The sequence below is a fragment of the Microbacterium memoriense genome, assembly GCF_025398275.1.
GTDB lineage: Bacteria > Actinomycetota > Actinomycetes > Actinomycetales > Microbacteriaceae > Microbacterium > Microbacterium memoriense.
Genome location: NZ_JAODOR010000005.1, coordinates 26738 through 50124, shown reverse-complemented (window position 1 = coordinate 50124; position 23387 = coordinate 26738). Strand labels below are relative to the sequence as shown.

Here is a 23387-nt window from a genome sequence, read left to right as displayed (position 1 = left end):
CAACAGGGCTCGACCAAGCTGGGGCAATGTCGATCAAAGTCGCACTGGAGCACTACACCAGCTACGAGTTCGCGCGGCCGGTGTCAGTCACCCCGCACGTCGTGCGCTTGCGACCCGCCCCGCACGCGCGGACGCCGATCGAGGCGTACACGCTGGACATCTCACCGGCGAACCACTTCCTCAACTGGCAACAGGACCCGTTCGGCAACTGGCTCGCGCGGATCGTCTTCCCCGAGAAGGTCAGCAAACTCGAGATCACGGTCGGCGTCGTCGCCGACATGATGGTGATCAATCCGCTCGACTTCTTCATCGAGGAGTACGCCGAGCGTTTCCCGTTCACCTATGCGCCGTCGCTGGCGGCCGATCTCGCGCCTTACCTCCGCCCCGTCGACGACAGCGATCGGACGGAGGCCTGGCGTGCGGGACTTCCGCCGCTCCCGGCAGATGGCATGCCGACGGTCAGCTTCCTCTCCCAGCTCAACGCGGCCGTCAACGGTGCCGTCGCCTACAGCGTGCGCATGGAACCGGGTGTGCAGACGCCCGATCACACACTCGCCGCCGGGATCGGCTCGTGCCGCGACAGTGCGTGGATGCTGGTGAGCTTGCTGCGCCAGTACGGTCTCGCGGCGCGGTTCGTGTCGGGTTACCTCGTGCAGCTCGCGCCCGACCAGAAGTCGCTCGACGGCGGAAGCGGCCCGGCCGAGGACTTCACCGACCTGCACGCATGGGCCGAAGTGTTCATCCCGGGCGCCGGCTGGGTCGGCCTCGATGCGACGAGCGCCCTGTTCGCCGGCGAAGGGCACATCCCGCTGTCGGCGACGCCGCATCCGTCCAGTGCCGCACCGATCGAGGGCGGCACCGAACCGGTCGAGGTGACTTTCGGGTTCCACAACGAGGTGCGGCGCATCCACGAGGACCCCCGCACGACGAAGCCGTACACCGACGCCCAGTGGGGGCGCATCGACGCGGTCGGCGAGCTCGTCGATGAACGGTTGCGCGCGGGAGACGTGCGCCTGACCCTCGGCGGCGAGCCGACGTTCGTCGCTCTCGACGACGCGACGGCCGCCGAGTGGAACACGGATGCCGACGGCCCGCAGAAACGCGAGCTCGCGAATGTGCTCGCCGAACGCTTGCGACGCACATATGCCGCAGGCGGCATCGTTCATCGCGGGCAGGGCAAGTGGTACCCGGGTGAGCCCATGCCGCGGTGGAACATCGCGCTGCAGTGGCGTACCGACGGCGTTCCGCTGTGGAACCGCGCCGAGCTCTTCGACGACCCGTGGGGCAAGCCCGCGTATCCCGGGTCGGCCCCCGAACGTGCTGAAGCGCTCGCGCGCAGCATCACCGGCATCCTCGGCCTTCCGGAGGGGCAGCTTCTGCCCGCCACGGAAGATGCGCTCGCGGCGCGGCTCGCCGATGTGCGCAGGCCGGCGGGCGCCCGTCCGGGCGACGAGGATGACAGCGACGCTCCGGATGCCGGCGCCCCGACCGCGTGGGTGCTCCCCCTCGTCACGGGAGAGGCCTGGGCAAGCCCCGCGTGGCGTTTCCGCCGCGGACGCCTCGTCCTCGTCCCGGGCACGAGTTCGGCCGGGCTCCGTCTCCCCCTCGATTCCGTCTCGTGGGAGGACCCCGCCTGGCAGGGCGAACCGACGTACCTGGATGCCTCGGCGCCCCTGGTCCCCGGCATCCCCCGCGTCACCATCGTCGATCCCGACGAGCAGCCCACCACAGCACTCGTCGTAGAGGCGCGCGAAGGCTTCGTGCACGTTTTCCTGCCGCCGACCGACCGCCTCGATGACTATGTGAGCCTGCTCCAGGTCATCGAGCGCGCCGCGACCCAGGGCGGCACCCGCCTCGTGATCGAAGGCTACGGCCCGCCGCCGGATGCACGGCTGACGCAGCTCGTCGTGACGCCGGACCCTGGTGTCATCGAGGTCAACGTGCAGCCGACGGCGTCGTGGGCCGAGCAGCGGGCGCTCACGTTCGACCTTTACGGAGAGGCGCGTCTGGCGCGGCTGTCGACCGAGAAATTCGACGTCGACGGCACGCACACCGGCACCGGCGGCGGCAATCACATCACTCTCGGCGGCCAGCAGCCGATCGACTCACCGCTGCTGCGGCGTCCCGATTTGCTCGCGAGCCTCGTCACGTACTGGCAGCGGCATCCGGCCCTCTCCTTCCTCTTCTCCGGGCGGTTCATCGGGCCGACCAGCCAGGCGCCGCGCTTCGATGAGGGACGTCCGGAAGCGGTCTATGAAATGGAGATCGCGCTGAGCGAGGTGCGGCGGCTGAGCGCCGAGACCGACGAGCCCCGCCCCTGGCTGATCGACCGCGCCCTGCGGCACCTGCTCACCGACCTCACCGGCAACACGCACCGCGCGGAGTTCTGCATCGACAAGCTGTACAGCCCCGATACGAGCCGCGGGCGCCTGGGCCTCCTGGAACTGCGCGGCTTCGAAATGCCCCCGCATCCGCAGCTCGCCCTCGTCCAGGCGCTCCTCGTCCGCAGTCTCGTGACGATGTTCTGGGAGAAGCCGCTGATCGCACCGCTCGTGCGCTGGGGCACGGCGCTCCACGAGGACTTCCTGCTGCCGCAGGGCACCCGGCGCGACATCCTCGAGGTGGTCGAAGACCTCCGCGCCGCCGGAATCCCGGTCGAGTACAGCTGGATGGAGCCGTTCGTCGAGTTCCGGTTCCCGCGGATCGGGTTCACCCGTCTGGGCGGCAGCGCCGGGATCGAGCTCGAACTGCGCCAGGCGATCGAACCGTGGCACGTGCTGGGCGAGGAAGCGACGGCCGGTGGCACCTCGCGTTACGTCGACTCGTCGGTCGAGCGCATCCAAGTGACCGTCTCCGGCATCGATCCGACTCGGCACCTCGTCGCGTGCAACGGCGTCGCCGTGCCGCTGACGTCGACGGGGAAGCTTGGCGAGTACTACGCCGGCGTTCGCTATCGCGCCTGGCAGCCCTGGTCTGCCCTGCACCCGTCGATCGAGGTGCACGCACCGCTGAGTTTCGAGGTCGTCGATGTGGATGCCGCGGCCAGCCTCGGCGGGGCGACGTACCACGTCGTCCATCCAGGTGGCCGGGCGTACGAGCACCCGCCCGTCAATGCGAACGAAGCCGAAGCACGGCGCTCCGGCCGGTTCGAGCCGCGCGGCCACACGCCGGGCGCGTTCGATGTCGCGGCGGCCCGTGAGGCTGGGGCGCGTGCGGCGACGGTCGACTACCCCCGTACGCTGGACCTCAGGAGGGTTCCGCAGGCGTGAGTGTGCTCCGCGACTACGCGATGGCAGTGTCGCAACCGACACTGCCCTTTGACGCGCCCGTCGACGGCGCCGTGTCGCGCTACGACGAGGTCGTGGGCGCCGATGGCGCACTGCGACCCGCGTGGAAGTCGATCGCCTCGCTCGCACTGTCGCTGAGCCCGCAGGAACTGCATCGCGTCGACGACGAGATCACGAGGTTCCTCGCCGACGACGGCGTCTCCTACATCCGCCCCGGCAGGGGCGCCGAGCCGTGGCAACTCGATCCGATGCCGCTCGTGATCGACGCGGCCGGCTGGGCGCGGCTGGACGTGGGTCTTGCGCAACGCGCGGAACTGCTCAACGCGATCCTCGTCGACCTGTACGGACGGCAGACCCTCTTGCGCGAGGGGATCATCCCCTCCGCGATCGTTCTCGGTCACGCCGGATTCGCGCGGCCGGTGGCGCGGGCGAGCGCCAAAGATCCGAACCCGCTGCTGCTGTCGGCGACCGACCTCGGTCGCGATGCGGACGGCGAATGGCATGTGCTCGCCGATCGCACCCAGGCGCCGTCCGGTCTCGGATTCGCCGCGGAGAACCGTCGGGTGATCTCGCAAGTTCTGCCCGATCTGTACCAGGAGGGCAACCTCCACCGGATGGATCCCTACTTCACCGCCCTCCGCGCCGCCCTGCTGTCCTCCGCGCCCGAGGACGTCGACGATCCGCAGATCGTCATCCTCTCCCCCGGCACACTCTCCGAAACGGCGTTCGACCAGGCCTTCCTCGCCAACGCGCTGGGCTTCCCGCTCGTGCAGGGTAGCGACCTCGTCGTGCGCGACGGTTGGGTGTGGATGAAGCCATCCGGATGGCCGCGGACGCGCCCGACCGAGCGGATCGATGTCATCATCCGCCGGGTGGACGCCGCCTACTGCGACCCGCTGGAACTCCGTGGCGACTCGCGGCTCGGCGTTGCCGGGCTCTCCGAAGCCGTGCGCCGGGGACGCGTGCGACTCGTGAACGGGCTCGGCGCCGGTGTGCTCGAGAACCCGGCGCTCATGCCGTTCCTGGCGGCGGCGTGCGAGCACCTCCTCGGCGAGCAGCTCCGGCTGCCGTCGGCGCCGACCTGGTGGTGCGGAAACCCCGAGGATCGCGCCCTCGTGGTCTCGCGCATCGCCGCCGGCGATCCCTCGCTGATCGTGCGGATCATGGATTCCCCGCGCCGGAGCCTCGCCGGCCTCTCCCCCGACGAGCTGATCGCGCGCATCGAAGCCGCGCCGCACCGATTCGTCGGGCAGGACCTCCTCCCGCTGTCGCAGGCGCCGGTCTGGAACAGCTCAGGCCTCGCGTCGGCGATGCCGATGACGTTCCGGGCCTTCACGCTGAGATACGGCTCCGCGTATCGGCCCCTGATCGGCGGGCTCGCGACGGTGCGCTCCGGTGTCGATGCCACCCCGACGACGAAAGACGTGTGGGTCCTGAAGTCGGCGGAGACCGATCCGGACCAGGGTCTGTCCGAGATCGTTCCGGCGCCCTCGGGCCGTTCCATCCCGTCGCTGGCGCCGCGCGCTCTTGCCGACATGTTCTGGGCGGGCCGGTACGCCGAGCGCGCGGAGGACCTCCTCCGCCTGGTACTGAGCGCCCAGACCTCTCTCGATCAACACGGCGGACACACTGCTACGACGGTCGATGACAGCTCGCGCGTGTTGCTGAACGCGCTCGGCTTGCTCGCCGGAACCCGGTCGCTCGATCCCGAAGCCGAGTTCCGCTCGTTGCTGATGGATGCCGGACGCCCCGGGTCGGCCGGCCACTCGATCGCACGCCTGCGCGAAGCGATGGAAGGCGTCCGCGATCAGCTGTCCGGCGACACGTGGCGTGTGTTCGCGCACATCGACCGCGCACTGCGTTCGCTGCGGAGTTCCGCGCATCCGCACCGCACGGCGGAGTCTGCGGGCCGCATGCTCTCCGCGATGCTGTCGCTCTACGGTGTGACGGCCAACATGATCCGCGACACCGGATGGCGCATGATCGAGGCCGGTCGCCACCTCGAGCGAAGCCTGCAGGTCTGCCACCTGCTGACCGCAGGGCTGACCGAACCACGCAACGCGCGACGCGAGCGGGATGTGCTCGAGGCGGTGCTGACGGCATCCGAGAGCATCGTGACCCACCGCCGCCGGTACCGCGGGTCGATGCGCGTCGCGGACGTCCTCGACCTTCTGCTGAGCGACCAGGACAACCCGCGCTCGGTCGCCTTCGGCCTGGCCGCGCTCCGCACGCACCTCGCCGCGATGCCGGCATCGACCGGGTCCACCCGCGCGGAGCGCTTGCTCGACCATCTCGAGACCCAGCTGCAGAACGCCGACCTGGCGGAGCTCGCAACCGTGACGTCGGGGCGCCGCGAACACCTCGCCGTTTTCCTCCGGGAGATCTCCGCGCAGCTCGCGCAACTGTCCGACGCGATCGGCCACCTCCACTTCGAGAGCGGCCCGCCGGCCGTGTCGATCGCGGATCTGGCGCTGATCGAACTCATGGAGGCGCGCGCGTGAACCGCTACCGCGTCTGGCATCGCACCGAGTACACGTACTCGAAGCCCGTGCAGGACAGCGTCGGCCAGTTCCATCTGGTCCCTCGCATCCTGCCCTGGCAGAAAGTGACCGACGCCACCGTCACCCTCGACCCGCACCCGGCCGATCTTGCGCCGGACGTCGACTATTTCGGCAACTCCGCCACCTACTTCCACCTCACCGGGGGGCATTCGGCGCTGTCGATCGAGGCCTCCAGTGAGGTCACGGTCGACGAGCCCGCCTACGACCACGACGCACTCGCGCGCCCGTGGGAGGACGCCCGCCCGCTTCTCCACCCGGATCTCGTGGGCTCCTGGTCGGCCGTCGAATACGCCCTCGAGTCCGAACGCGCCCGCCACGACGCCGAGGCGACCGCATATGCCGCCGAAAGCCTGACGCCGGGTCGCCCGATCGGTGAGGCGGTGACGGAGCTGATGCAGCGGATCTTCCGCGACTTCGACTACGACAAGACCGCGACAACCGTGACCAGCAGCGTCGCCGATGCCATGCGCAAGCGCGCCGGAGTCTGCCAGGACTTCGCGCACGTCGCGCTCGCGAGCCTCCGCGCGCACGGGGTTGCCGCCCGATACGTGTCGGGATACCTCGCCACCCAGCCCCCGCCAGGGAAGCAGCGCGTCTTCGGCGCCGACGCGTCCCACGCGTGGATCGCGGTGTGGTTGCCGGGAACCGACCAGTGGCTCGCCGTCGACCCGACCAACAACCAGTGGGCGAACGACCGGTACGTCACCGTCGCCTGGGGGCGCGACTACGGCGATGTCGCTCCGGTCCGCGGCATCATCTTCACGAAAGCGAAGAAGTCCACCCTCCGCGTCTCGGTCGACGTCGCTCCCCTCGTGGAGTGACGCAGCACGGCGTGCGCTGTGACACGCTAGGGCGGTGAAGGCCTATCGCTGCCGCGTCTGCGGCAATCCCCTGTACTTCGAGAACTCCGTCTGCGTGTCCTGCGGTACGCCGCTCGGCTACTCGCGCGGCGAGCGGGAGATCGTCCCCGTCGATGCCTCCGGAGTCTACGTCGACGCGGACGGGTGGATCTGGCACGTCTGCCGCAACCTCAATCTGTCCGGCTGCACGTGGCTCGCACCACTGGCGGGAGGGCAGTGCTTCTCGTGCGACCTCACCCGCATCCGCCCGGCCGATACCGATGCGCCGGGCCTTGTGAACTTCCCGATCGCCGAGCGAGCGAAACGCCACCTGATCACCGAGCTGGATGCGTTGGGCTTTCCGCTCGTCACGAAGGGCGAGGACCCCACCGGCGGCCTCGCGTTCGATCTGCTGTCGAGCACGCTGGCTCCCGTCATGATCGCGCACAGCGACGGCATCATCACGATCGACCTGGCCGAGAGCGACGACTCCCACCGCGAGCGCATCCGCCGGCAACTCGACGAGCCGTACCGCACGATGCTCGGCCACTTCCGCCACGAGGTCGGTCACTACTTCCAGTGGCGCCTCGTCGAAGACGACCCCGAGGTGCTCGCGCGATGCCGCGAACTGTTCGGCGACGAGAGCGTCGACTACGACGCCGAGATCCGACGGCACTACGCCGACGGTCCCCCGGCGAACTGGACCGAGCACTACATCTCGTCCTACGCGACGATGCACCCCTACGAGGACTTCGCGGAGACGTGGGCGCATTACCTCCACATCTGCGACACCCTCGAGACGGCCATCGAGTACGGGCTGCTTCCGGCCGCGGACCTCCTCGGACACGCGCGATTCCGCGACCTCGTGGCGAGCGTCTGGGTGAAGCTCTCCACAGGCCTGAACCTCGTCAACCGCTCGATGGGCAAAGACGACCTGTATCCGTTCGTGCTGGCCCCGACCGTGCTCGACAAGCTGGACTTCGTCTCGACCCTCCGCCCGGCGCCCTGACAAACGTCGCCACAACGACGAAGAGCGGATGCCCGTCGGCATCCGCTCTTCGTGGTGTGAGGACTACGCCCCGGCGACGATGTCCGGTGTGGCCTCGATCGCGCCGGCAGCGGTCACACCGACCGCGACCTTCTCGCCACGCGGCCCGTTCACGAACGCGAACTTGCCGTCTTCGACATCCACCTTGACGTGGTCGCCGCTGTTCAGCTCGCCGTGGAGGATCCGCTCACTGAGGTGGTCCTCGATCTCGCGCTGCATGGCGCGGCGGAGCGGCCGGGCACCGAGCGTCGGGTCGAAGCCGATCTCGATCAGCTTGTCTTTCGCGGCATCGGTCAACTCGATCGTCATGTCGCGATCGAGCAGACGCTCCCCGAGGCGCTTCGTGAACAGTCCGACGATCTGGCGCAGTTCAGGCTTGCTCAGCTGCGGGAAGACGATGACGTCGTCGACACGGTTGAGGAACTCAGGCTTGAAGTGGCGCTTGAGCTCTTCGTCGACCTTGCCCTTCATCCGCTCGTACGTCGTCTGCGCGTTGCCCTCGACCTGGAAGCCCACCGGGCCACCGGCGATCGCCGACGAACCGAGGTTGGTCGTCATGATGATGACCGTGTTCTTGAAGTCGATCACGCGGCCCTGACCATCGGTCAGGCGACCCTCTTCGAGGATCTGCAGCAGCGAGTTGAAGATGTCCGGGTGGGCCTTCTCGATCTCGTCGAACAGCACGACGGAGAACGGCTTGCGGCGGACCTTCTCGGTGAGCTGGCCACCCTCTTCGAATCCGACGAATCCGGGAGGGGCACCGAACAGACGCGAGACGGTGTGCTTCTCGCCGAACTCGCTCATGTCGAGGGAGATCAGTGCGCTCTCATCGTCGAACAGGAACTCGGCGAGCGCCTTGGCCATTTCGGTCTTTCCGACACCTGTGGGGCCGGCGAAGATGAACGAACCGCTCGGGCGCTTCGGGTCCTTGAGGCCCGCACGCTGGCGACGGATCGTGCGCGAGAGCGCCGCGATCGCCTCTTCCTGGCCGATGACCCGCTGGTGCAGGGCCTTCTCCATGAAGACGAGGCGGCTGGTCTCTTCCTCGGTGAGCTTGAAGACGGGGATGCCGGTGGCCTGCGCCAGAACCTCGGCGATCAGACCTTCGTCGACGACCGCGTGGGTCGCGACGTCACCGGAGCGCCACTGCTTCTCGAGGCGCAGGCGCTCGGCGAGCAGGGACTTCTCCTCGTCGCGCAGCGACGCGGCCTTCTCGAAGTCCTGCTCTTCGCTGGCGAGCTCCTTGTCCTCACGGACCTTGGCGATCTTCTCGTCGAACTCGCGCAGTTCCGGGGGGCTCGACAGGATCGACAGGCGCAGGCGGGCGCCGGCCTCGTCGATCAGGTCGATCGCCTTGTCGGGCAGGAACCGGTCCGCGATGTAGCGGTCGGCGAGGTTCGCGGCAGCCACGATCGCACCGTCGGTGATCTGCACCTTGTGGTGTGCCTCGTAGCGGTCGCGGAGGCCCTTGAGGATGTTGATCGCGTGGGGCAGGCTCGGCTCGGCCACCTGGATCGGCTGGAAGCGGCGCTCGAGCGCGGCATCCTTCTCGAAGTGCTTGCGGTACTCGTCGAGCGTCGTCGCGCCGATCGTCTGCAGCTCGCCGCGGGCGAGGAGCGGCTTCAGGATCGAGGCCGCGTCGATCGCGCCTTCCGCGGCGCCCGCGCCCACGAGGGTGTGGATCTCGTCGATGAAGACGATGATGTCGCCGCGCGTGCGGATCTCCTTGGTGACCTTCTTGAGCCGCTCTTCGAAGTCACCGCGGTAGCGGGATCCGGCGATGAGCGAGCCGAGGTCGAGCGAGTAGACCTGCTTGTCCTTCAGCGTCTCGGGTACGTCGTTCTTCACGATCGCCTGCGCGAGACCTTCGACGACGGCGGTCTTGCCGACGCCGGGCTCGCCGATCAGGACGGGGTTGTTCTTGGAGCGACGCGAGAGGATCTGCATGACCCGCTCGATCTCCTTCTCGCGCCCGATCACGGGGTCGAGCTTGTTGTCGCGCGCGGCCTGCGTCAGGTTGCGGCCGAACTGGTCGAGGACCGCCGAACCGCCCTGTGCGGACTGATTGTTCTGCTCGCCGGCACCGGCGGCGACGCCCGCGGGCTCCTTGCCCTGGTAACCGCTGAGGAGCTGGATGACCTGCTGGCGCACCTTGTTCAGGTCGGCGCCGAGCTTGACGAGCACCTGTGCGGCGACACCCTCACCCTCGCGGATGAGGCCGAGCAGGATGTGCTCGGTGCCGATGTAGTTGTGGCCGAGCTGCAGCGCTTCGCGCAGACTCAGCTCGAGCACCTTCTTGGCGCGCGGCGTGAACGGGATGTGACCCGTCGGCTGCTGCTGGCCCTGGCCAATGATGTCCTGGACCTGCTCGCGCACGGCGTCGAGCGAAATGCCCAGGCTTTCGAGCGCCTTGGCGGCGACGCCCTCGCCCTCGTGGATGAGGCCGAGCAGGATGTGCTCGGTACCGATGTAGTTGTGGTTGAGCATCTTCGCCTCTTCTTGGGCGAGTACAACCACGCGACGGGCGCGATCCGTGAATCTCTCGAACATCTTGGGCTCCTCCAGCACACAGTCCTCGGGTGCGCTTACGAACGACGATAACGACGGATGCGTGCCGGTATGCCCGTGTTCGCCGTCGGCATACCTTCTCATGACGAATCAGAGCCCTCTCGACGTGCGCCGACCAGGTTCGGGGTCGTGACGTGCCGCCTGGGGCTTTCGGAACCGACACAACGCGACCCCGAACTGGGCTCTTGACCTCAGGAGCATTCGCACCATATCGTTTGTCGATAACAATGTTTATCGATATGGAGGATGCCGTGGCTGAACGCACGCTGATGTCTCGCTGGGATCGCACCCTCGCGTTCGCTCTCTACCTGGCGACGTTCTTCTTCGGCGCCTGGTGGGCGGCGAGCGGCCTCATCCAAGGCGCGTTCCGCGTGATCGCCCCCGCGCGATACCCGGTGACGCTCCTCGCCGAAAGCCCGGTCGACCATGGAGCGGAGGTCATCTCCGCGGTGGCTGACACCGTTACTGTGCGGTCCGACGCACTGTCGTCCGGCACCGTCTGGATGCTCGCATCCGCCGATTTCCTCCAGGCTCTGACGATCGCCGGCGTCCTGATCGGAAGTGGGCTGGTGATCGAGCGGCTGCTGCGGGGCAAACCGTTCCACCGGGTGGTGCGCCCGGCGATCCTGCTCGCGGCCTGCTCACTGGCATTCGGCAGCCTGCTCACCCAGGGCGTTCGTGGCCTCGGACAGATGATGGCGGCATCCGACCTGAACGATCAGCTCGGCGGCATCCTGGTCGTGGGGTTCTCGTTCGACATCGTCCCGATCGTGGCCGGCTTCGGGTTGCTCGCGCTCTCGTACGTCATCGCCGCGGGCATGCGGCTCGAGCGCGACACGGAAGGACTCGTCTGATGGATGTCATCGGACTCGCAGCGACAGCCGTCGCCGTCATCGGCGTCGTCGCCCTCGTCTTCTGGATCGGGCTCTCGAGAGGTCGCCCCGACACGTCAGCAGCCGGTGGCCGCGTCATCGGACTCACGATGTGGGTTGCCGTGATCTGGGCCGTCGTCAGTGGGGTCAGCGCCCTCATCGTCGCGGGGTTGGCAGTGTGGTCGCCGGAGGTCGCGATCACGATTCCCGTGCAGCCATTCTGGCCGCAGCTTCCGCCGGGGACCGAGCTCGATGGCATCACGGCAATGCGGGTGTCGGGTGGGTTCACGACGGCCGATGTGACGCTCGGCGGGCTCTCGTTCGGAGTGCGGCTCGCCTGGGCTGTCAGCCAAGCCGTGGCGCTCCTCATCCCCGCGACGATCGCTGCCCTCATCGCCGGCGCGTGCATGCAGCTCCGGGCCGGGCGTCCTTTCGCCCCGGCGGTCGCGCGCATGGCATCCATCACCGCTGTCGTCGTCGCACTCGGCGGCATCGTTGCGCAAGTGGTGGGAGACCTCGCTGGCATCGGCGCGGCCGAACAACTCCTCCGGTGGACGGGCGCCCAGTACCCGGATGTCCCCGGCGTGGAGGACGTGTTGCAGGCGTGGCTCCCACAACCGGGCTTCGAGATCACCTTCCCGTTCTGGCCCATCGCGGCCGGATTCGGCTTTGCCGCGCTGGCGGCGATCTTCCGCTACGGGTCGCGCCTGCAGCGCGACACCGAGGGGCTCGTGTGAGTCCCGCCGACGACGAAGTCACCGGCATCCATTGCCGCCTCGACGAGTTGCTCGCGGAACGCGGGATGACCCTCGCGCGCCTGTCGGAGCTCGTCGGCGTCTCGGTGGTGAACCTGTCGATCCTCAAGAACGACCGGGCCCGCGCGATCCGCTACTCGACGCTGGCGGCGATCTGCCGCGTGCTGGACTGCGAAGTCGGCGAGCTCCTCGTCCGCGCTGACTGAGCCGCGCCCGTTGCGCCCGACGAGGGGTCGCGATCTGCCCCACAGGGCGCCCTGACGGGGCAGATTGCGCCACCTGCGTTGGCGTGGAGACGAATAAGGTGGCGCGAACTGCGGGTTCAACTGGGCGATGAGGGCGGATTGCGCCACCTGTTGCCCGGAGCGCCCCCCACACGCGACAGGAGCGGACACCCCAGAAGGGCGCCCGCTCCTGTCACAGCGCGTGTCAGCCGACGACCTCGAGCTTCACGGGGGTCGCGAACTCGGCGCCGCCACCGGTCAGGGCGAGGTCGACGACGTCGTCGTCCACGCCGTCCACGGCGACCAGCGTCACGCGCGGAGCCATATCGGCGGTGCACACCTGGTCGGCGGGCGGGTCGGTGAAGGTCACCGTGATCTGGTTGCCGCCCTCGACGGTGGCATCCTGCACCATCGGCGCGCACGAGGACGATCCCCAGGTCAAGAGGGCGAACTGTCCGTCATCGATCCAGCCGGCAGACGGTGCGTATTCCTCGACCGGGCCGCCCGAGTAGGCGTCGAGGTCGGTGTCGCCGCGCATGTCGCCGTAGGTCACGACGAGCTCCAGCTCGTTGTCACCATTGGCGCCCTCGGGCAGCTGCACGCCCGTCGCGCGCGGCACGAGATCGCGCGTGCACGCCGTGTCGCCGGCGGGGTCTTCGAGCGTCACCGCGACCGAACCGTCGGCCTGCAGAGTGACGCTGGATGCCGTCGGTACGCACGTGCTGGATCCCTGGGTCACGATCGCGACCATGCGGCCGCCGTCGAGCCACGCGGCGTCGACCTCGAGCTCGGTGGAGGAATCGTCCGATCCACCGGAGGCACCCGGAGCGGCAGGAGTACTCGCGCATCCGGAGAAGGCGAGGGCGCCTGCTCCGAGGAGAGCGAGCAGGGCGAGGGTGCGTCGAGTGGTCATGCCACTATCCTTTCGTGGGGTACTGAGAGGGTGCCGGAAGATCGGTCACGCCCCAGTAACGAGTCACTGAAGAGCCGATGTGAGACGGGCGAGGTTGTCGAGCACCGTAGACCGCAGCGGCTGCTTCTCCCACTCCTCCAGCGTCAGCTCGCGGCTCTGCGAGCGGTATTGGTCTTCCACGGCGCGGAGTTGCTCCACGAACTCCTGACCTCGGGTCAGGAGCGAGATCTCGAGGTTCAAACCGAACGAGCGCATGTCCATGTTGCTCGAGCCGATGACCGCGACTTCGTCGTCGACCGACATCGACTTGGAGTGCAGGATGTAGGGCCGCTTGTACATCCAGATCTTCACGCCGCCGCGCAGGAGCGCCTCGTAATAGCTGCGCTGCGCGTGGTAGACCATCGCCTGATCCCCTTCTTCCGAGACGAACAGCTCGACGTGCACGCCGCGTTGACACGCGGTCGTGATCGCGAGGAGCAGCCCCTCGTCGGGGACGAAGTAGGGGCTGACGATGATGATCTTCTTTTGCGCGGCGAACAGGAGCGCCATGAAGAGCTTCAGATTGTTCTGGAACTCGAAGCCCGGACCGGACGGGATGATCTGGCAATCGAGGTCGCCGGGGCCGGGTGCGACGTCGAACAGGTCGATCTCTTCCAGGAGGGTCTCGTCGGTCTCGCTGTACCAGTCGGACAAAAACACGGCGTTGACCGACGCGACGATCGGACCCTCCAGCCGTGCCATCATGTCGACCCAGTGGAGACCCCGCTTGATGTTCTTCGGCAGGTTGTACGTCGAATCGGTGACGTTCTGCGATCCCGTGTAGGCCACGCGCCCGTCGACGACGAGGAGCTTGCGGTGATTGCGGAGGTCGGGCCGCTGGTACTTCCCCCGCAGTGGTTGCACGGGGAGCATCACGTGCCAGTGCGCGCCCATCGCGTTCAGGCGCCGCTTGGTGTCTTTGTACCTGGGCTTGCTGCGGTTGGCCCAGTGGTCGAGCAGCACGCGCACCACGACACCGCGTGCCGCCGCTTCCTCCATCGCGCGGAAGAAGTTGTCGGTCGACTCATCGGCCTGCAGGATGTAGAACTCGACGTGCACGTAGCGCTCGGCGGCGCGGATATCTTCCGCCATCGCATCGAGGCTCTCCTGGTAGTCGGAGATCATGCGCGCCGCATTGTCGCCGGCGATCGGCATCGCGCCGAGGTTGCGGTTCATGCGGACGAGAGAGGTGAACCACGCCGCAGCGTCAGGGCGCAGCGTCCCGAAGTCCAACCCGCGGCTGGTCTCGCGAATGTACCCGTTGATCTGTTCCTGCTTCTTGCGGCGCTTCCGCGGAAGGCGCGGGTTGCCGATCAGGAGGAACAGCAACACCCCGATGAACGGGATGAAGTAGATCGCGAGCAGCCACGCCATCGCCGCGGTCGGGCGCCGGTTGCGCGGGATGACGATGATCGCCGTGACGCGGATGATGATGTCGATCACCAGGACGACCCAGACACCCCACGTCGTCGACCAATCGACGATGATGTTCACCACGCACACTCCCCTGTCGTCCCGCACCCGTCAGGGCCGGTCCGCTCAGCGTAGCGAGTGCGCGTCGCAGGCGACGTCAGGCTGCGGCATCCTCGTTCGTCGCGGCGGGCAAACCGCGCTTCGCGCGCTCTTCGGCCTCGACCTCGGCGTAGACGCGGCGCTCCGTGCGGTCCATGCGCAGGATGGAACGGAGCACGAAGATGAACAGCCCGAGCACGACGACGGTCGGCAGCAGCGACCAGATGACGGCGAGCCAGTACGAGTCCATGCCTCCATGGTACGCGGGGCGCACAGCTTCCTCCCCAACCGCCCTCCGTCACGAGTTCCCCACCGTTCGGCTCTCTCCGCTCCCACGACGGAGGCCGGCGCCCCAGGCTCGACGGCATGTCCACCATCGTCACCGCCTCCGGGGCGGCCCAATTCCTGTCTCTCGTGCCGAGCCTGCTCGGCTTCACTCCGACGCGCAGCGTCGTGCTCGTCCCTCTCGCCCGTGGGCGCAGTCTCGGCGCCATGCGCCTCGACCTCCCACCCGACGACCTCTCCGACTCGGTCGCGTCGACCGCCGTGGGCATGCTCTGCCGCATCCCGACGGCGGACGCGGCGATGATCGTCATCTATACGGATGCCGCTGTCGCGGGCGCGCTGCCCCACCGTGAGCTGGCGGAGGCCATCGCCCGGTCTGCCGATGCGTGCGGGCTGACGCTCGTCGATGCCTTCACGATCGCGGCCGATGGGTGGGGCTCGCACCTGGATCGGGATCTCCCGCTCGGAGGTCGCCCCCTCGGCGAGCTGATCCGGCACGACCCTGTTCCCGGCCCGGCACCGGACGGCGACCAGTCCAGTGGCGCGACTCTCCCCCGGCGCAGCGCGAGCGACCGTCGGGCGGTCGGCGCCGCATTGCGCTCGCTCGAAACGGCCTTGGAGGTGATCTGCGGCATCCCGGCGGGGACGGATCGAGTCGACGGGGTGGACCCCGCGGCACTCGAGTCCGCCTGCCTCCTCGATGATCTGCCGACGCTGTTCGAGGACGCGCTGGGGTGGGATGCCGCCGCTCTCACCCCGATGCGCGCCGCCGTTCTCATCTGGTGTCTCGCCCGCCCGGCGCTGCGCGATGTCGCGCTCGTGCAGTGGGCGAGCGATCTGAGCGGCGGCGATCGCGCGATCGATGCCCAACAGAAGTGGGAGGACGGCGCACCGTACCCGGCCGATCTGGCCGAGCGAATGTGGGGCGAAGGCCCCCGCCCCGATGTCGAACGGTTGCAGGCGGCGCTCGAGCTCACCCGACAGGTCGCGTCACTCTCTCCGAGCGCGCACCGCCCCGGTCCGCTCGCGCTCTGCGCCTGGCTGTCCTGGGCGCTGGGTCGGTCGACGCACGCCGATCGCTACACGCGCGACGCTCTGCGGATCGAGCCCACTCATGGTCTGTCCGAGATCGTCCAGTCGTTCGTCCAAGCCGGGCACATCCCCGATTGGGCGTTCCGGCCGGCTACTTGACGAGCGGGAAGAGAATCGTCTCGCGGATGCCGAGACCGGTGATCGCCATCATCAGCCGGTCGATCCCCATGCCCATGCCACCTGTGGGCGGCATGCCGTGCTCGAGGGCGCGCAGGAACTCCTCATCCACGCGCATCGCCTCGTCGTCGCCGCGCGCGGCGAGCTTTGCCTGTTCGACGAACCGCTCGCGCTGGATGACCGGGTCGACGAGTTCCGAGTAGCCGGTGGCCAGCTCGAACCCGCGCACGTACAAGTCCCATTTCTCGACGACGCCGGGGATCGTCCGATGCTCGCGCACGAGCGGGCTCGTGTCGAGCGGGAAGTCCATGACGAAAGTCGGGCGCGAGAGGTCGCCCTTGACGAAGTGCTCCCAGAGCTCTTCGACGAGCTTCCCGTGCGTCGCGACCTTCTCCGGGACCTCCACCCCGACCTCGGCAGCGAGCGCCTGCAGATCCGCAAGTGCGGTCTCCGGAGTGATGGTGCGGCCGGCGGCATCCGACAGCGACGCGTACATCGAGATGCGGTCCCACTGACCACCGAGGTCGTACTCGGTCCCGTCGGCCCACGTGACGGTGGTCGACCCGGCGACCGCGATCGCGGCCTTCTGGATCAGTTCCTGTGTGAGGTCGGCGATGCCGTGATAGTCGGAGTAGGCCTGGTAGGCCTCGAGCATCGCGAACTCGGGGCTGTGGGTCGAGTCGGCGCCCTCGTTGCGGAAGTTGCGGTTGATCTCGAACACCCGGTCGATGCCGCCGACGACGGCGCGCTTGAGGAAGAGCTCGGGAGCGATACGCAGGTAGAGCTCCGCGTCGAACGCGTTCGATGTCGTCACGAAGGGACGGGCGGCCGCGCCCCCGTGCTGCACCTGCAGCATGGGGGTCTCGACCTCGATGAACTCGTGATCCGTGAACGTCGCGCGCAGTGACGCGTTGACCTTCGCGCGGGCGAGGACGGTCTCCCGCGCCTGATCGCGCACGATCAGATCGAGGAAGCGCGAACGCACGCGGCTCTCCTCGCTGAGCTCGCTGTGCAGGTTCGGCAACGGCAGCAACGCCTTCGCGGCGATCTGCCAGCGGGTCACCATGATCGACAACTCGCCACGGCGGCTGGAGATGACCTGCCCGGTGACGGAGACATGGTCACCCAGGTCGACGAGCTCTTTCCACGCCTGCAGTGATTCCTCGCCGACCTCGGCGAGCGACACCATCGCCTGGATGCGGCTGCCGTCACCGGATTGCAGCGAGGCGAAGCACAGCTTGCCGGTGTTGCGGCTGAAGACGACGCGGCCCGCGACGGATGCCGTGACCCCGGTCTCGTCTCCGGCGGCGAGCTCGGCGAACCGCGCGCGCAGGGCCGGGATCGTGTCGGTCATGGGCACCGCGACCGGGTACGGTCCGCCGGCGGCGTCGACGCGCTCGGTGAGCAGGCGCTCACGCTTGGCGAGACGTACGGCTTTCTGCTCGAAGACGTCCTCTTCGGACGCGGGATCGATCTCAGCGGCGGGGGTGTTGTCCGTCATGTACGGGCTCCTCGAAGTCCCTCCCATCTTACCGGCGCCCCTCCCGGCCACTCTCGCGGCGCTTCAGTCGTCGACGGCGGTCAGGGCGCGCTCGGTCGTGGAGTGCAGGACCGCGGCGAGATAGCGTCCGGGCTCGTCGACGCCTACCTGGCGCAGGAGCGCTGCCGATTGGCGCACGATGGATGCCGCGAACTCGGTCGCAATCGCGACGGCCTCGCCGTAGGCGGGGCGATCGTCCTCGGCGATCACGACCGGCTCGCAGCCGAGTTCGACCGCCAGAGCCTGCGCGATGGGCAGAACCGCGGTCGGAGCGGTGACGGCGGCGAACGCGTCGTGCAGCTGGCGGAGATCGATCGAGGTGCCCGTGAAGCTGATCGCCGGGTGCACGGCGAGCGGAATGGCGCCGCGCGCCGCGGCCGGCGCGAGCACGCCGGTGCCGTACGACGGATCGACGTGCATCACGAGTTGACCGGTCTGCCACCCGCCGAGCTCGGCGATGCCGGCCACGAGGGCGGGGAGTTCGTCGTGCGGCACCGCGAGGACCACGAGTTCGCTGCGCCGGACGATCTCGTCTGCAGGAAGCACGGGAACACCCGGGAGGATGGCCTCGACGCGCTCCGGGTCAGACCCGGCCGTGATCCCGATCAGCGCGTGCCCCACACCTGCGAACGCGGCCGCGAGAACCGGCCCGACCCGGCCCGCGCCGATCACCCCGACGCCCAACCGCCCGGCGCGGCTCACGGTCGTTCCTCGGATGCCGGGAGCGCCACATCCGCCGGCGGCGTGTCGACCCGTGGCTCAACCGTCGTCCCCGCGTCGAGAGACGACGTGACGGAGACCGCGGTATCACCGGCATCCCATCGGTGCGAGTGGTCGTCCGCGGCGGCGGCGACGGAACCGGCCGCGACGTGCGACCACAGTTCGTAGGCATCGCCGGCATCCACCGCACCCAGATGTCCGGAAACCTGGCCGAGCACCGTGTGACCGGTGACCGCCGCCGTGCGCGCGAGCCGCGCAAGGGGGCCCTGGGCGATCCGCACCGACTGCAGTCGCGCGAGGGGAAGGATGACGAGCGTCCGGCGCAGGATCCCTCGGCGCAGATACAGGGCATCGTCGGTGAGGAGGAACCCGTTGCGACGCCAGGAGAAGATCCGCATCCAGCGGGCCCGGCGCGGCGTCGTGGTGTAGAAATCGCCATCCATCGGCTCTTTCGTTCCCCCAAGGATGCCGGTCGGCACCGCCGTCGTCCACTCGTCCGCCGGCAGCGTCGGCAGCATGAGCCGCAGCACACGGTCGACGTCGGCGAGGGTCCCGACCGGGAGGACCTCGGCGAACTGCTGAGTGGAGGTGTCGGTCGCCGCCCGACCGGAAAGCCGATTGACCCTGACCGACCACCAGTTCGCGGGGCGCCAGAAAAGCGGCTGACGCACCTCGATCGCATGGATGCGGCCCGGCGGCAGTGTCTCGGTGATCGTCGTGAACAGACCGAACGTGATCCGCATGCCGGACGGCGTCGGGGCGACCGAGTAGCGCAGCGCGCGCGTGATCGAGCGGAACCAGTACGTCGCGAACGCGATGAGCGTCGGGATGATCGTGAAGAGCACCCAGGGCGTACCGAAGATCGACCCGGCGACGAGTCCCGTGATGAGCAGCAGCAGCCAGATCGTCGAGTCGGAGAGCAGATGCGAGGCGATGACCCGCCCGGTCGGGATATGGACGACCGATTCGGGCTCGTCGACCGGACCCTCCGCGCCCAGAATGAGCCCCGTCAGGCCGGCCTCGACGGCCGCCGCCGCCGCCGCAGAGCGCGACCCGCGCGCGTCGGCCGCGCGGACGGCGTCGAGCTGCCGGCCCGAGGCGAGGCGCAGGATGTCGGCACGCACCTCTTCTGCGTTCACCGTCGAGAGGTAATCGAGCTTGACGTTCGCATCGAGCCCCGCGCCGACGACCTCGAGCTTGGCCATGCCGAGCAGGCGCGCGATCATCGGCCGGGTGAGGTTGACCCCCTGCACGCGGTCGAGCGGCGCCCGTCGGTGCGTGCGGAAGAGCACACCGGAGCGCACCTCGACGTCGTCGCCGGTGATCCGGAACGTGTGGGCGCGCCACATGACGTACAGCACGGCGATGACGATGATCAGGATTCCCAGCATCCCGAGGAGCGCGATGAGGATCAGGTTGTTCGCGAAGATGTAGTCGATCGCATCCCCCTCCGGGCCGCTGAGATCGACATCGACATCCTCCGGCAGAAAGAGGCCGATCACGCGATCGCGGAGGTTCGTCACAACGATGCCGAGAACGACCAGAAGGAAGAGTCCACCCCGCAGGAGCGGAGTCAGCGGGTGCAGCCGATGCCATTCGCCGTCGCTGAGCCCAGACCGCACGGCAGCAGCCGGCGGCGCCCCCGCCCCGGAGTCCGCACCGGTCGAGGGGTCGGTCACAGTCCGGTCCGACGGGTCTCAGCCACCGCGATGAGCGTGTCGCGGAGGACCTCGGCCGCGGCCTGATCCAGCCCCGGAATCGTGACGGCGGTGGAGGCAGCGGCGGTCACGAGCTTGAGCTGCGCGATGCCGAAGCCGCGATCGAGTGGACCGTGGGTGATGTCGACGAGCTGCATGCGCCCGTACGGGACGGCCACGATGCGCTGCCAGAGGATGCCGCGGCGGAACACGAGGTCGTCGTCGCGCAGGCGGTATCCATAGGCCCGCGCCTGGCGCGGCAGGATCGCGAGCGTCCAGAGGGTGATCGCCAGCACGATTCCGGCCGGAATCCAGATCCAGATCTGATGCCAGACGAGCGAGAACACCAGCGCGACCGCGAGCACCAGTGCGAGGAACACACCCGTGGAGATCAGCTGCACCGTGACGTATTTGCGTGAGATCTGATGCCACGTGCCGTCCAGCGGCAGCCGGTGGGGGCTGCGCGGTTCGAGAATGGCGTCGTAGGTTCCGGCATCCAACACCACGTCCGTGTCCGAACGCGGTTCGGCGTCAGTCGTGGTGGGAGTATCCGAAGCCGGGGTCGGCTGGTCCGGGCTGGTCGTCATCGTCTTCCTTCCGGATCGTGCAGAGGCGTTCGGCGATCACACCGGCGATCAGGAGGACGATGCCTCCGACGATCGCGGCGAGCACCGCTCCGGACGAGCCTAACGAGGGCGAGACGGGGCGGGTGAACAAAAACGCGAGAAGCCCGAGCCCGACTCCAGCCACGACGGACCCGACGATCGCCGACGCTTTCGCCAACATCGCCACCCGCAGCGACCGGAACGGGTCGACCGGTGTCGTGCTCGCACCGGTGATCGCGCGGCGAATCGGAAGTGCCATCAGCACCGTCGCCGCGGCGAGCATGATCAACAGGATCGGGAGCAGGATCGACGGCGTGAATGTGGGCCGGCCCGTCGCCGTCAGCAGCTGGTCGACGCCGAACCCGAGCACCACACCGAGGATTCCGGCGCCGAACAGGACGGCCGTTCCGGTGCGCTTCACGACCGGTCCTCGCGGAGGCGGGCCAGCAGGTCGACGATCGCACCGTGACCGGGCAGGACAGCATCCGGATCGATGCGCGACCACGGCTCGAGAACGAACTCGCGCTCCGCCGCGCGCGGATGCGGCAAGGTCAACCGTGATGACCGCGTACGCACGTCACCATGGGCGATGAGGTCGAGGTCGAGCGTGCGGTCCCCCCAGCGCACGGTGCGCTCGCGCCCGTGCCGCGCTTCGATCGCCTGCAGATACGTCAGCAACATGCTCGGGGCGAGGCGGGTCGTCAGCAGCGCGACGGTGTTGAGGTAGGCCGGAGCGTCGGGATCGGGGCCGGAGGGGGTGACGGCGACGGTTTCGATCGGCTCGGCCGCAAGCACGTTCGTCGTCAGCGGCAGGCGCGCGAGATCTTTGAGCGCCTCCGCGATGGTCTCGTGACGGTGGCCGAGATTCGCGCCGATCGCGACCACGGCCACGACGTCCGAAGCAGCCTCGGTCGGTTCGTCGCCGCTGAACCCCTGGGCGAGGCGGCGGTTCATCGACTGTCCCGCTCTCGGCGGACCGTCACACTGACATCGCCGAAAGCGACCGTGATCGGCGCCTGCGGCTTGTGCACGGTGACCTCGACGGCATCCACCCGTGCGTGGCTCAGCGCCACTCCGGCGATGCGCTCGGCCAGCGTCTCGAGGAGGTTCACCGGCTCGCCCGCGAGGACGGCCGCGACCTGCTCGGCCAGTTCGCCGTAGTGGATCGTGTCGGCGACATCATCGGAGGCTGCCGCGTCGCGCAGCGAGAGTTCGAGCACGACGTCGACGACGAAGATCTGCCCGTCCCGGCGCTCGTGGTCGTAGACGCCGTGGTATCCGGTCGCCCGGATACCGGTGAGCGTGATGCGGTCGGTCATGATCCCTCTCCTGATCCCGTCCAGGCGCGCCAGGTGCGCAGCGCCAGCCGGGTCGTCGCGACGTCGTGCACGCGCACAGCCCACGCTCCGGCCTGCGCCGCCAGCACGCTCGTGACCGCCGTCGCGATGTCCGTGTCTCGCTCGCCCGCGCCGGCGACCTCGGCGATCATGCGCTTGCGGCTCGTGCCGACGAGCACGCGGTGACCCTGAGCGGTGAGGCGCGAAAGCTCCCGGGCGAGCAGCCAGTTGTCGGCCGGTTCTTTGCCGAAACCGAAACCCGGGTCGAGGATGATCCGTTCGCGGGGGATGCCGGCATCCACCGCCGCCTGCGTGCGCGCGGCGAGTTCGCCGATGACCTCGCTGACGATGTCGTCGTAGTGCGCACGGGCGTACATGTCGGCCGAGTGCCCGCGCCAGTGCTGCAGAACGATGTCGGCGTCCGTGGTCGCGACCGCCGGCAGCATGTCGGGGTCGGCAAGGCCGCCGGAGACATCGTTGACGATCCGCACGCCGGCGGCGACGGCCGCGAGCGCCGTGCTCGCGTTCATGGTGTCGATGCTGATCGTCGGCAGTGTCGGCAACGCGATCGCCTGGATCAGATCGAGCACTCGCACCTGCTCGGCCTCGGACGTCACCCGAGTCGCGCCGGGCCGCGTCGACTCCCCACCGACGTCGATGATGTCCGCACCGGACGCGGCAAGAGCATGCGCGTGCGCGATCGCCTCGTCGACACCGAGGAACCGTCCGCCGTCGCTGAACGAGTCGGGTGTCACATTGAGGATCCCCATCACGAGCGTCATCAGGGCGCCGATCCGGTCAGGAGCGCGATGATCTCGGCACGAGCGGCCGGGTCGGCCAGTTCGCCGCGCGCCGCGATCGTGAGGGTGGATGCTTCGCTTTGCCGGCCGCCGCGCGTCGTGACGCACTGGTGCACGGCGTCGAGGACGACGAGTACACCGCGCGCGTCGAGGGACCCGGCGAGCGTGTCCGCGATCTGCTCGCCGAGACGCTCCTGCACCTGAGGGCGAGCGGCGAGCGTGTCGATGACCTTCGGCAGCGCGCCGAGTCCCACGACCTGCTCCCCGGGCAGATACGCGACGTGCGCGTGACCGGTGAACGGGAGCAGGTGATGCTCGCACACCGAGCGGAAGCGCACGCCGCGCAGCAGCACGGCGCCCGACGGGAGCGTGTCCGGCGCCGGACCCCGCGACACCGAAATAGTGTGCGCGAGGGGGGCCGCAGCATCCTCCCCGACCCCGGCGAAGAACTCGGCGTACGTGTCGGCGACACGCTGCGGGGTCGCCTTCAACCCCGGGCGGTCGGGGTCTTCCCCGATCGCGGCGAGGATGTCGCGCACGGCTGCAGCGACGCGGTCTCGATCGACGGCCACGTGG

General features: G+C 68.7%; 21 protein-coding genes. 8 read left to right on the top strand and 13 right to left on the bottom strand.

Annotated features, from left to right (window positions below):
• Positions 1–26 precede the first annotated feature (26 nt).
• From N4R40_RS05005 to N4R40_RS04990, 4 genes are read left to right on the top strand one after another with little or no spacing between them, the layout of a single operon-like run.
• Positions 27–3269 carry a transglutaminase family protein gene (locus tag N4R40_RS05005; protein ID WP_261606275.1) on the top strand — a complete coding sequence of 1081 codons (3243 nt, stop codon included), beginning with the start codon at positions 27–29 and terminating at the stop codon, positions 3267–3269.
• Complete coding sequence (locus N4R40_RS05000; RefSeq protein ID WP_261606274.1) at positions 3266–5788, top strand: circularly permuted type 2 ATP-grasp protein; 2523 nt, start codon at positions 3266–3268, stop codon at positions 5786–5788. Before N4R40_RS05005 ends, N4R40_RS05000 begins: the two co-directional genes overlap by 4 nt.
• Positions 5785–6669 (top strand): transglutaminase family protein, encoded by an 885-nt coding sequence (locus N4R40_RS04995; protein WP_261606273.1) that lies wholly within the window; start codon positions 5785–5787, stop codon positions 6667–6669. Before N4R40_RS05000 ends, N4R40_RS04995 begins: the two co-directional genes overlap by 4 nt.
• A 34-nt stretch (positions 6670–6703) precedes the next feature.
• Positions 6704–7696, top strand: coding sequence for a zinc-binding metallopeptidase family protein (locus tag N4R40_RS04990; protein ID WP_261606272.1), 993 nt, complete (start codon positions 6704–6706; stop codon positions 7694–7696).
• Positions 7697–7759: 63 nt separating this feature from the next.
• Here N4R40_RS04990 and N4R40_RS04985 read toward each other — a convergent pair whose 3' ends face one another.
• Positions 7760–10285, bottom strand: coding sequence for an ATP-dependent Clp protease ATP-binding subunit (locus tag N4R40_RS04985; RefSeq protein ID WP_261606271.1), 2526 nt, complete (start codon positions 10283–10285; stop codon positions 7760–7762).
• A gap of 269 nt (positions 10286–10554) precedes the next feature.
• On the opposite strand from N4R40_RS04985, the gene N4R40_RS04980 reads away from it, so the two are divergent.
• From N4R40_RS04980 to N4R40_RS04970, 3 genes are read left to right on the top strand one after another with little or no spacing between them, the layout of a single operon-like run.
• Complete coding sequence (locus N4R40_RS04980) at positions 10555–11157, top strand: hypothetical protein (RefSeq protein ID WP_261606270.1); 603 nt, start codon at positions 10555–10557, stop codon at positions 11155–11157.
• A complete protein-coding gene (locus tag N4R40_RS04975; protein WP_261606269.1) occupies positions 11157–11912 on the top strand; it encodes a hypothetical protein in 756 nt (251 codons plus the stop codon). The genes N4R40_RS04980 and N4R40_RS04975 overlap by 1 nt, the downstream gene beginning before the upstream one ends.
• Positions 11909–12136: a helix-turn-helix domain-containing protein gene (locus N4R40_RS04970; RefSeq protein WP_261606268.1), complete on the top strand. Its 228-nt coding sequence runs from the start codon at positions 11909–11911 to the stop codon at positions 12134–12136. The genes N4R40_RS04975 and N4R40_RS04970 overlap by 4 nt, the downstream gene beginning before the upstream one ends.
• A 223-nt stretch (positions 12137–12359) precedes the next feature.
• Here N4R40_RS04970 and N4R40_RS04965 read toward each other — a convergent pair whose 3' ends face one another.
• The 3 genes from N4R40_RS04965 to N4R40_RS04955 form a co-directional block, all read right to left on the bottom strand.
• Positions 12360–13067 (bottom strand): hypothetical protein, encoded by a 708-nt coding sequence (locus tag N4R40_RS04965; RefSeq protein ID WP_261606267.1) that lies wholly within the window; start codon positions 13065–13067, stop codon positions 12360–12362.
• A gap of 63 nt (positions 13068–13130) precedes the next feature.
• Positions 13131–14603 (bottom strand): cardiolipin synthase, encoded by a 1473-nt coding sequence (gene cls / locus N4R40_RS04960; protein WP_261606266.1) that lies wholly within the window; start codon positions 14601–14603, stop codon positions 13131–13133.
• Between the two features lie 73 nt (positions 14604–14676).
• Positions 14677–14868: a hypothetical protein gene (locus N4R40_RS04955; RefSeq protein ID WP_261606265.1), complete on the bottom strand. Its 192-nt coding sequence runs from the start codon at positions 14866–14868 to the stop codon at positions 14677–14679.
• Between the two features lie 116 nt (positions 14869–14984).
• On the opposite strand from N4R40_RS04955, the gene N4R40_RS04950 reads away from it, so the two are divergent.
• The gene (locus tag N4R40_RS04950) at positions 14985–16094 is read left to right on the top strand and encodes a DUF4192 domain-containing protein (protein ID WP_261606264.1); all 1110 of its coding nucleotides are present in this window, start codon (positions 14985–14987) and stop codon (positions 16092–16094) included.
• Here N4R40_RS04950 and lysS read toward each other — a convergent pair.
• The 9 genes from lysS to folE form a co-directional block, all read right to left on the bottom strand.
• Positions 16087–17613 (bottom strand): lysine--tRNA ligase, encoded by a 1527-nt coding sequence (lysS, locus tag N4R40_RS04945; protein ID WP_261606263.1) that lies wholly within the window; start codon positions 17611–17613, stop codon positions 16087–16089. The genes N4R40_RS04950 and lysS overlap by 8 nt on opposite strands.
• 63 nt (positions 17614–17676) lie before the next feature.
• Positions 17677–18354 (bottom strand): DUF2520 domain-containing protein, encoded by a 678-nt coding sequence (locus tag N4R40_RS04940; RefSeq protein WP_261606262.1) that lies wholly within the window; start codon positions 18352–18354, stop codon positions 17677–17679.
• Positions 18351–20051, bottom strand: coding sequence for a PH domain-containing protein (locus tag N4R40_RS04935; protein WP_261606261.1), 1701 nt, complete (start codon positions 20049–20051; stop codon positions 18351–18353). The genes N4R40_RS04940 and N4R40_RS04935 overlap by 4 nt, the downstream gene beginning before the upstream one ends.
• Positions 20048–20656, bottom strand: a complete 609-nt coding sequence (locus N4R40_RS04930) for a PH domain-containing protein (protein WP_261606260.1) — start codon at positions 20654–20656, stop codon at positions 20048–20050. Before N4R40_RS04930 ends, N4R40_RS04935 begins: the two co-directional genes overlap by 4 nt.
• Positions 20601–21095 carry a DUF3180 domain-containing protein gene (locus tag N4R40_RS04925; protein ID WP_261606259.1) on the bottom strand — a complete coding sequence of 165 codons (495 nt, stop codon included), beginning with the start codon at positions 21093–21095 and terminating at the stop codon, positions 20601–20603. The genes N4R40_RS04930 and N4R40_RS04925 overlap by 56 nt, the downstream gene beginning before the upstream one ends.
• Positions 21092–21628 (bottom strand): 2-amino-4-hydroxy-6-hydroxymethyldihydropteridine diphosphokinase, encoded by a 537-nt coding sequence (gene folK / locus N4R40_RS04920; protein ID WP_261606258.1) that lies wholly within the window; start codon positions 21626–21628, stop codon positions 21092–21094. Before folK ends, N4R40_RS04925 begins: the two co-directional genes overlap by 4 nt.
• Complete coding sequence (gene folB / locus N4R40_RS04915) at positions 21625–21993, bottom strand: dihydroneopterin aldolase (RefSeq protein ID WP_261606257.1); 369 nt, start codon at positions 21991–21993, stop codon at positions 21625–21627. Before folB ends, folK begins: the two co-directional genes overlap by 4 nt.
• A complete protein-coding gene (folP, locus tag N4R40_RS04910; protein WP_261606256.1) occupies positions 21990–22793 on the bottom strand; it encodes a dihydropteroate synthase in 804 nt (267 codons plus the stop codon). Before folP ends, folB begins: the two co-directional genes overlap by 4 nt.
• Positions 22793–23383: a GTP cyclohydrolase I gene (gene folE, locus N4R40_RS04905; RefSeq protein WP_261606255.1), complete on the bottom strand. Its 591-nt coding sequence runs from the start codon at positions 23381–23383 to the stop codon at positions 22793–22795. The genes folP and folE overlap by 1 nt, the downstream gene beginning before the upstream one ends.
• Positions 23384–23387 lie beyond the last annotated feature (4 nt).

Bases quoted from the DNA above. Each gene is read 5' to 3' on its own strand.
- N4R40_RS04950 (WP_261606264.1), top strand. From the start codon at position 14,985: ATGTCCACCATCGTCACCGCCTCCGGGGCGGCCCAATTCCTGTCTCTC.
- folB (WP_261606257.1), bottom strand. From the start codon at position 21,993: ATGACCGACCGCATCACGCTCACCGGTATCCGGGCGACCGGATACCAC.
- folP (WP_261606256.1), bottom strand. From the start codon at position 22,793: ATGACGCTCGTGATGGGGATCCTCAATGTGACACCCGACTCGTTCAGC.
- N4R40_RS04930 (WP_261606260.1), bottom strand. From the start codon at position 20,656: ATGACGACCAGCCCGGACCAGCCGACCCCGGCTTCGGATACTCCCACC.
- N4R40_RS04975 (WP_261606269.1), top strand. From the start codon at position 11,157: ATGGATGTCATCGGACTCGCAGCGACAGCCGTCGCCGTCATCGGCGTC.
- folK (WP_261606258.1), bottom strand. From the start codon at position 21,628: ATGAACCGCCGCCTCGCCCAGGGGTTCAGCGGCGACGAACCGACCGAG.
- N4R40_RS04955 (WP_261606265.1), bottom strand. From the start codon at position 14,868: ATGGACTCGTACTGGCTCGCCGTCATCTGGTCGCTGCTGCCGACCGTC.
- N4R40_RS05005 (WP_261606275.1), top strand. From the start codon at position 27: ATGTCGATCAAAGTCGCACTGGAGCACTACACCAGCTACGAGTTCGCG.
- N4R40_RS04965 (WP_261606267.1), bottom strand. From the start codon at position 13,067: ATGACCACTCGACGCACCCTCGCCCTGCTCGCTCTCCTCGGAGCAGGC.
- N4R40_RS04985 (WP_261606271.1), bottom strand. From the start codon at position 10,285: ATGTTCGAGAGATTCACGGATCGCGCCCGTCGCGTGGTTGTACTCGCC.
- lysS (WP_261606263.1), bottom strand. From the start codon at position 17,613: ATGACGGACAACACCCCCGCCGCTGAGATCGATCCCGCGTCCGAAGAG.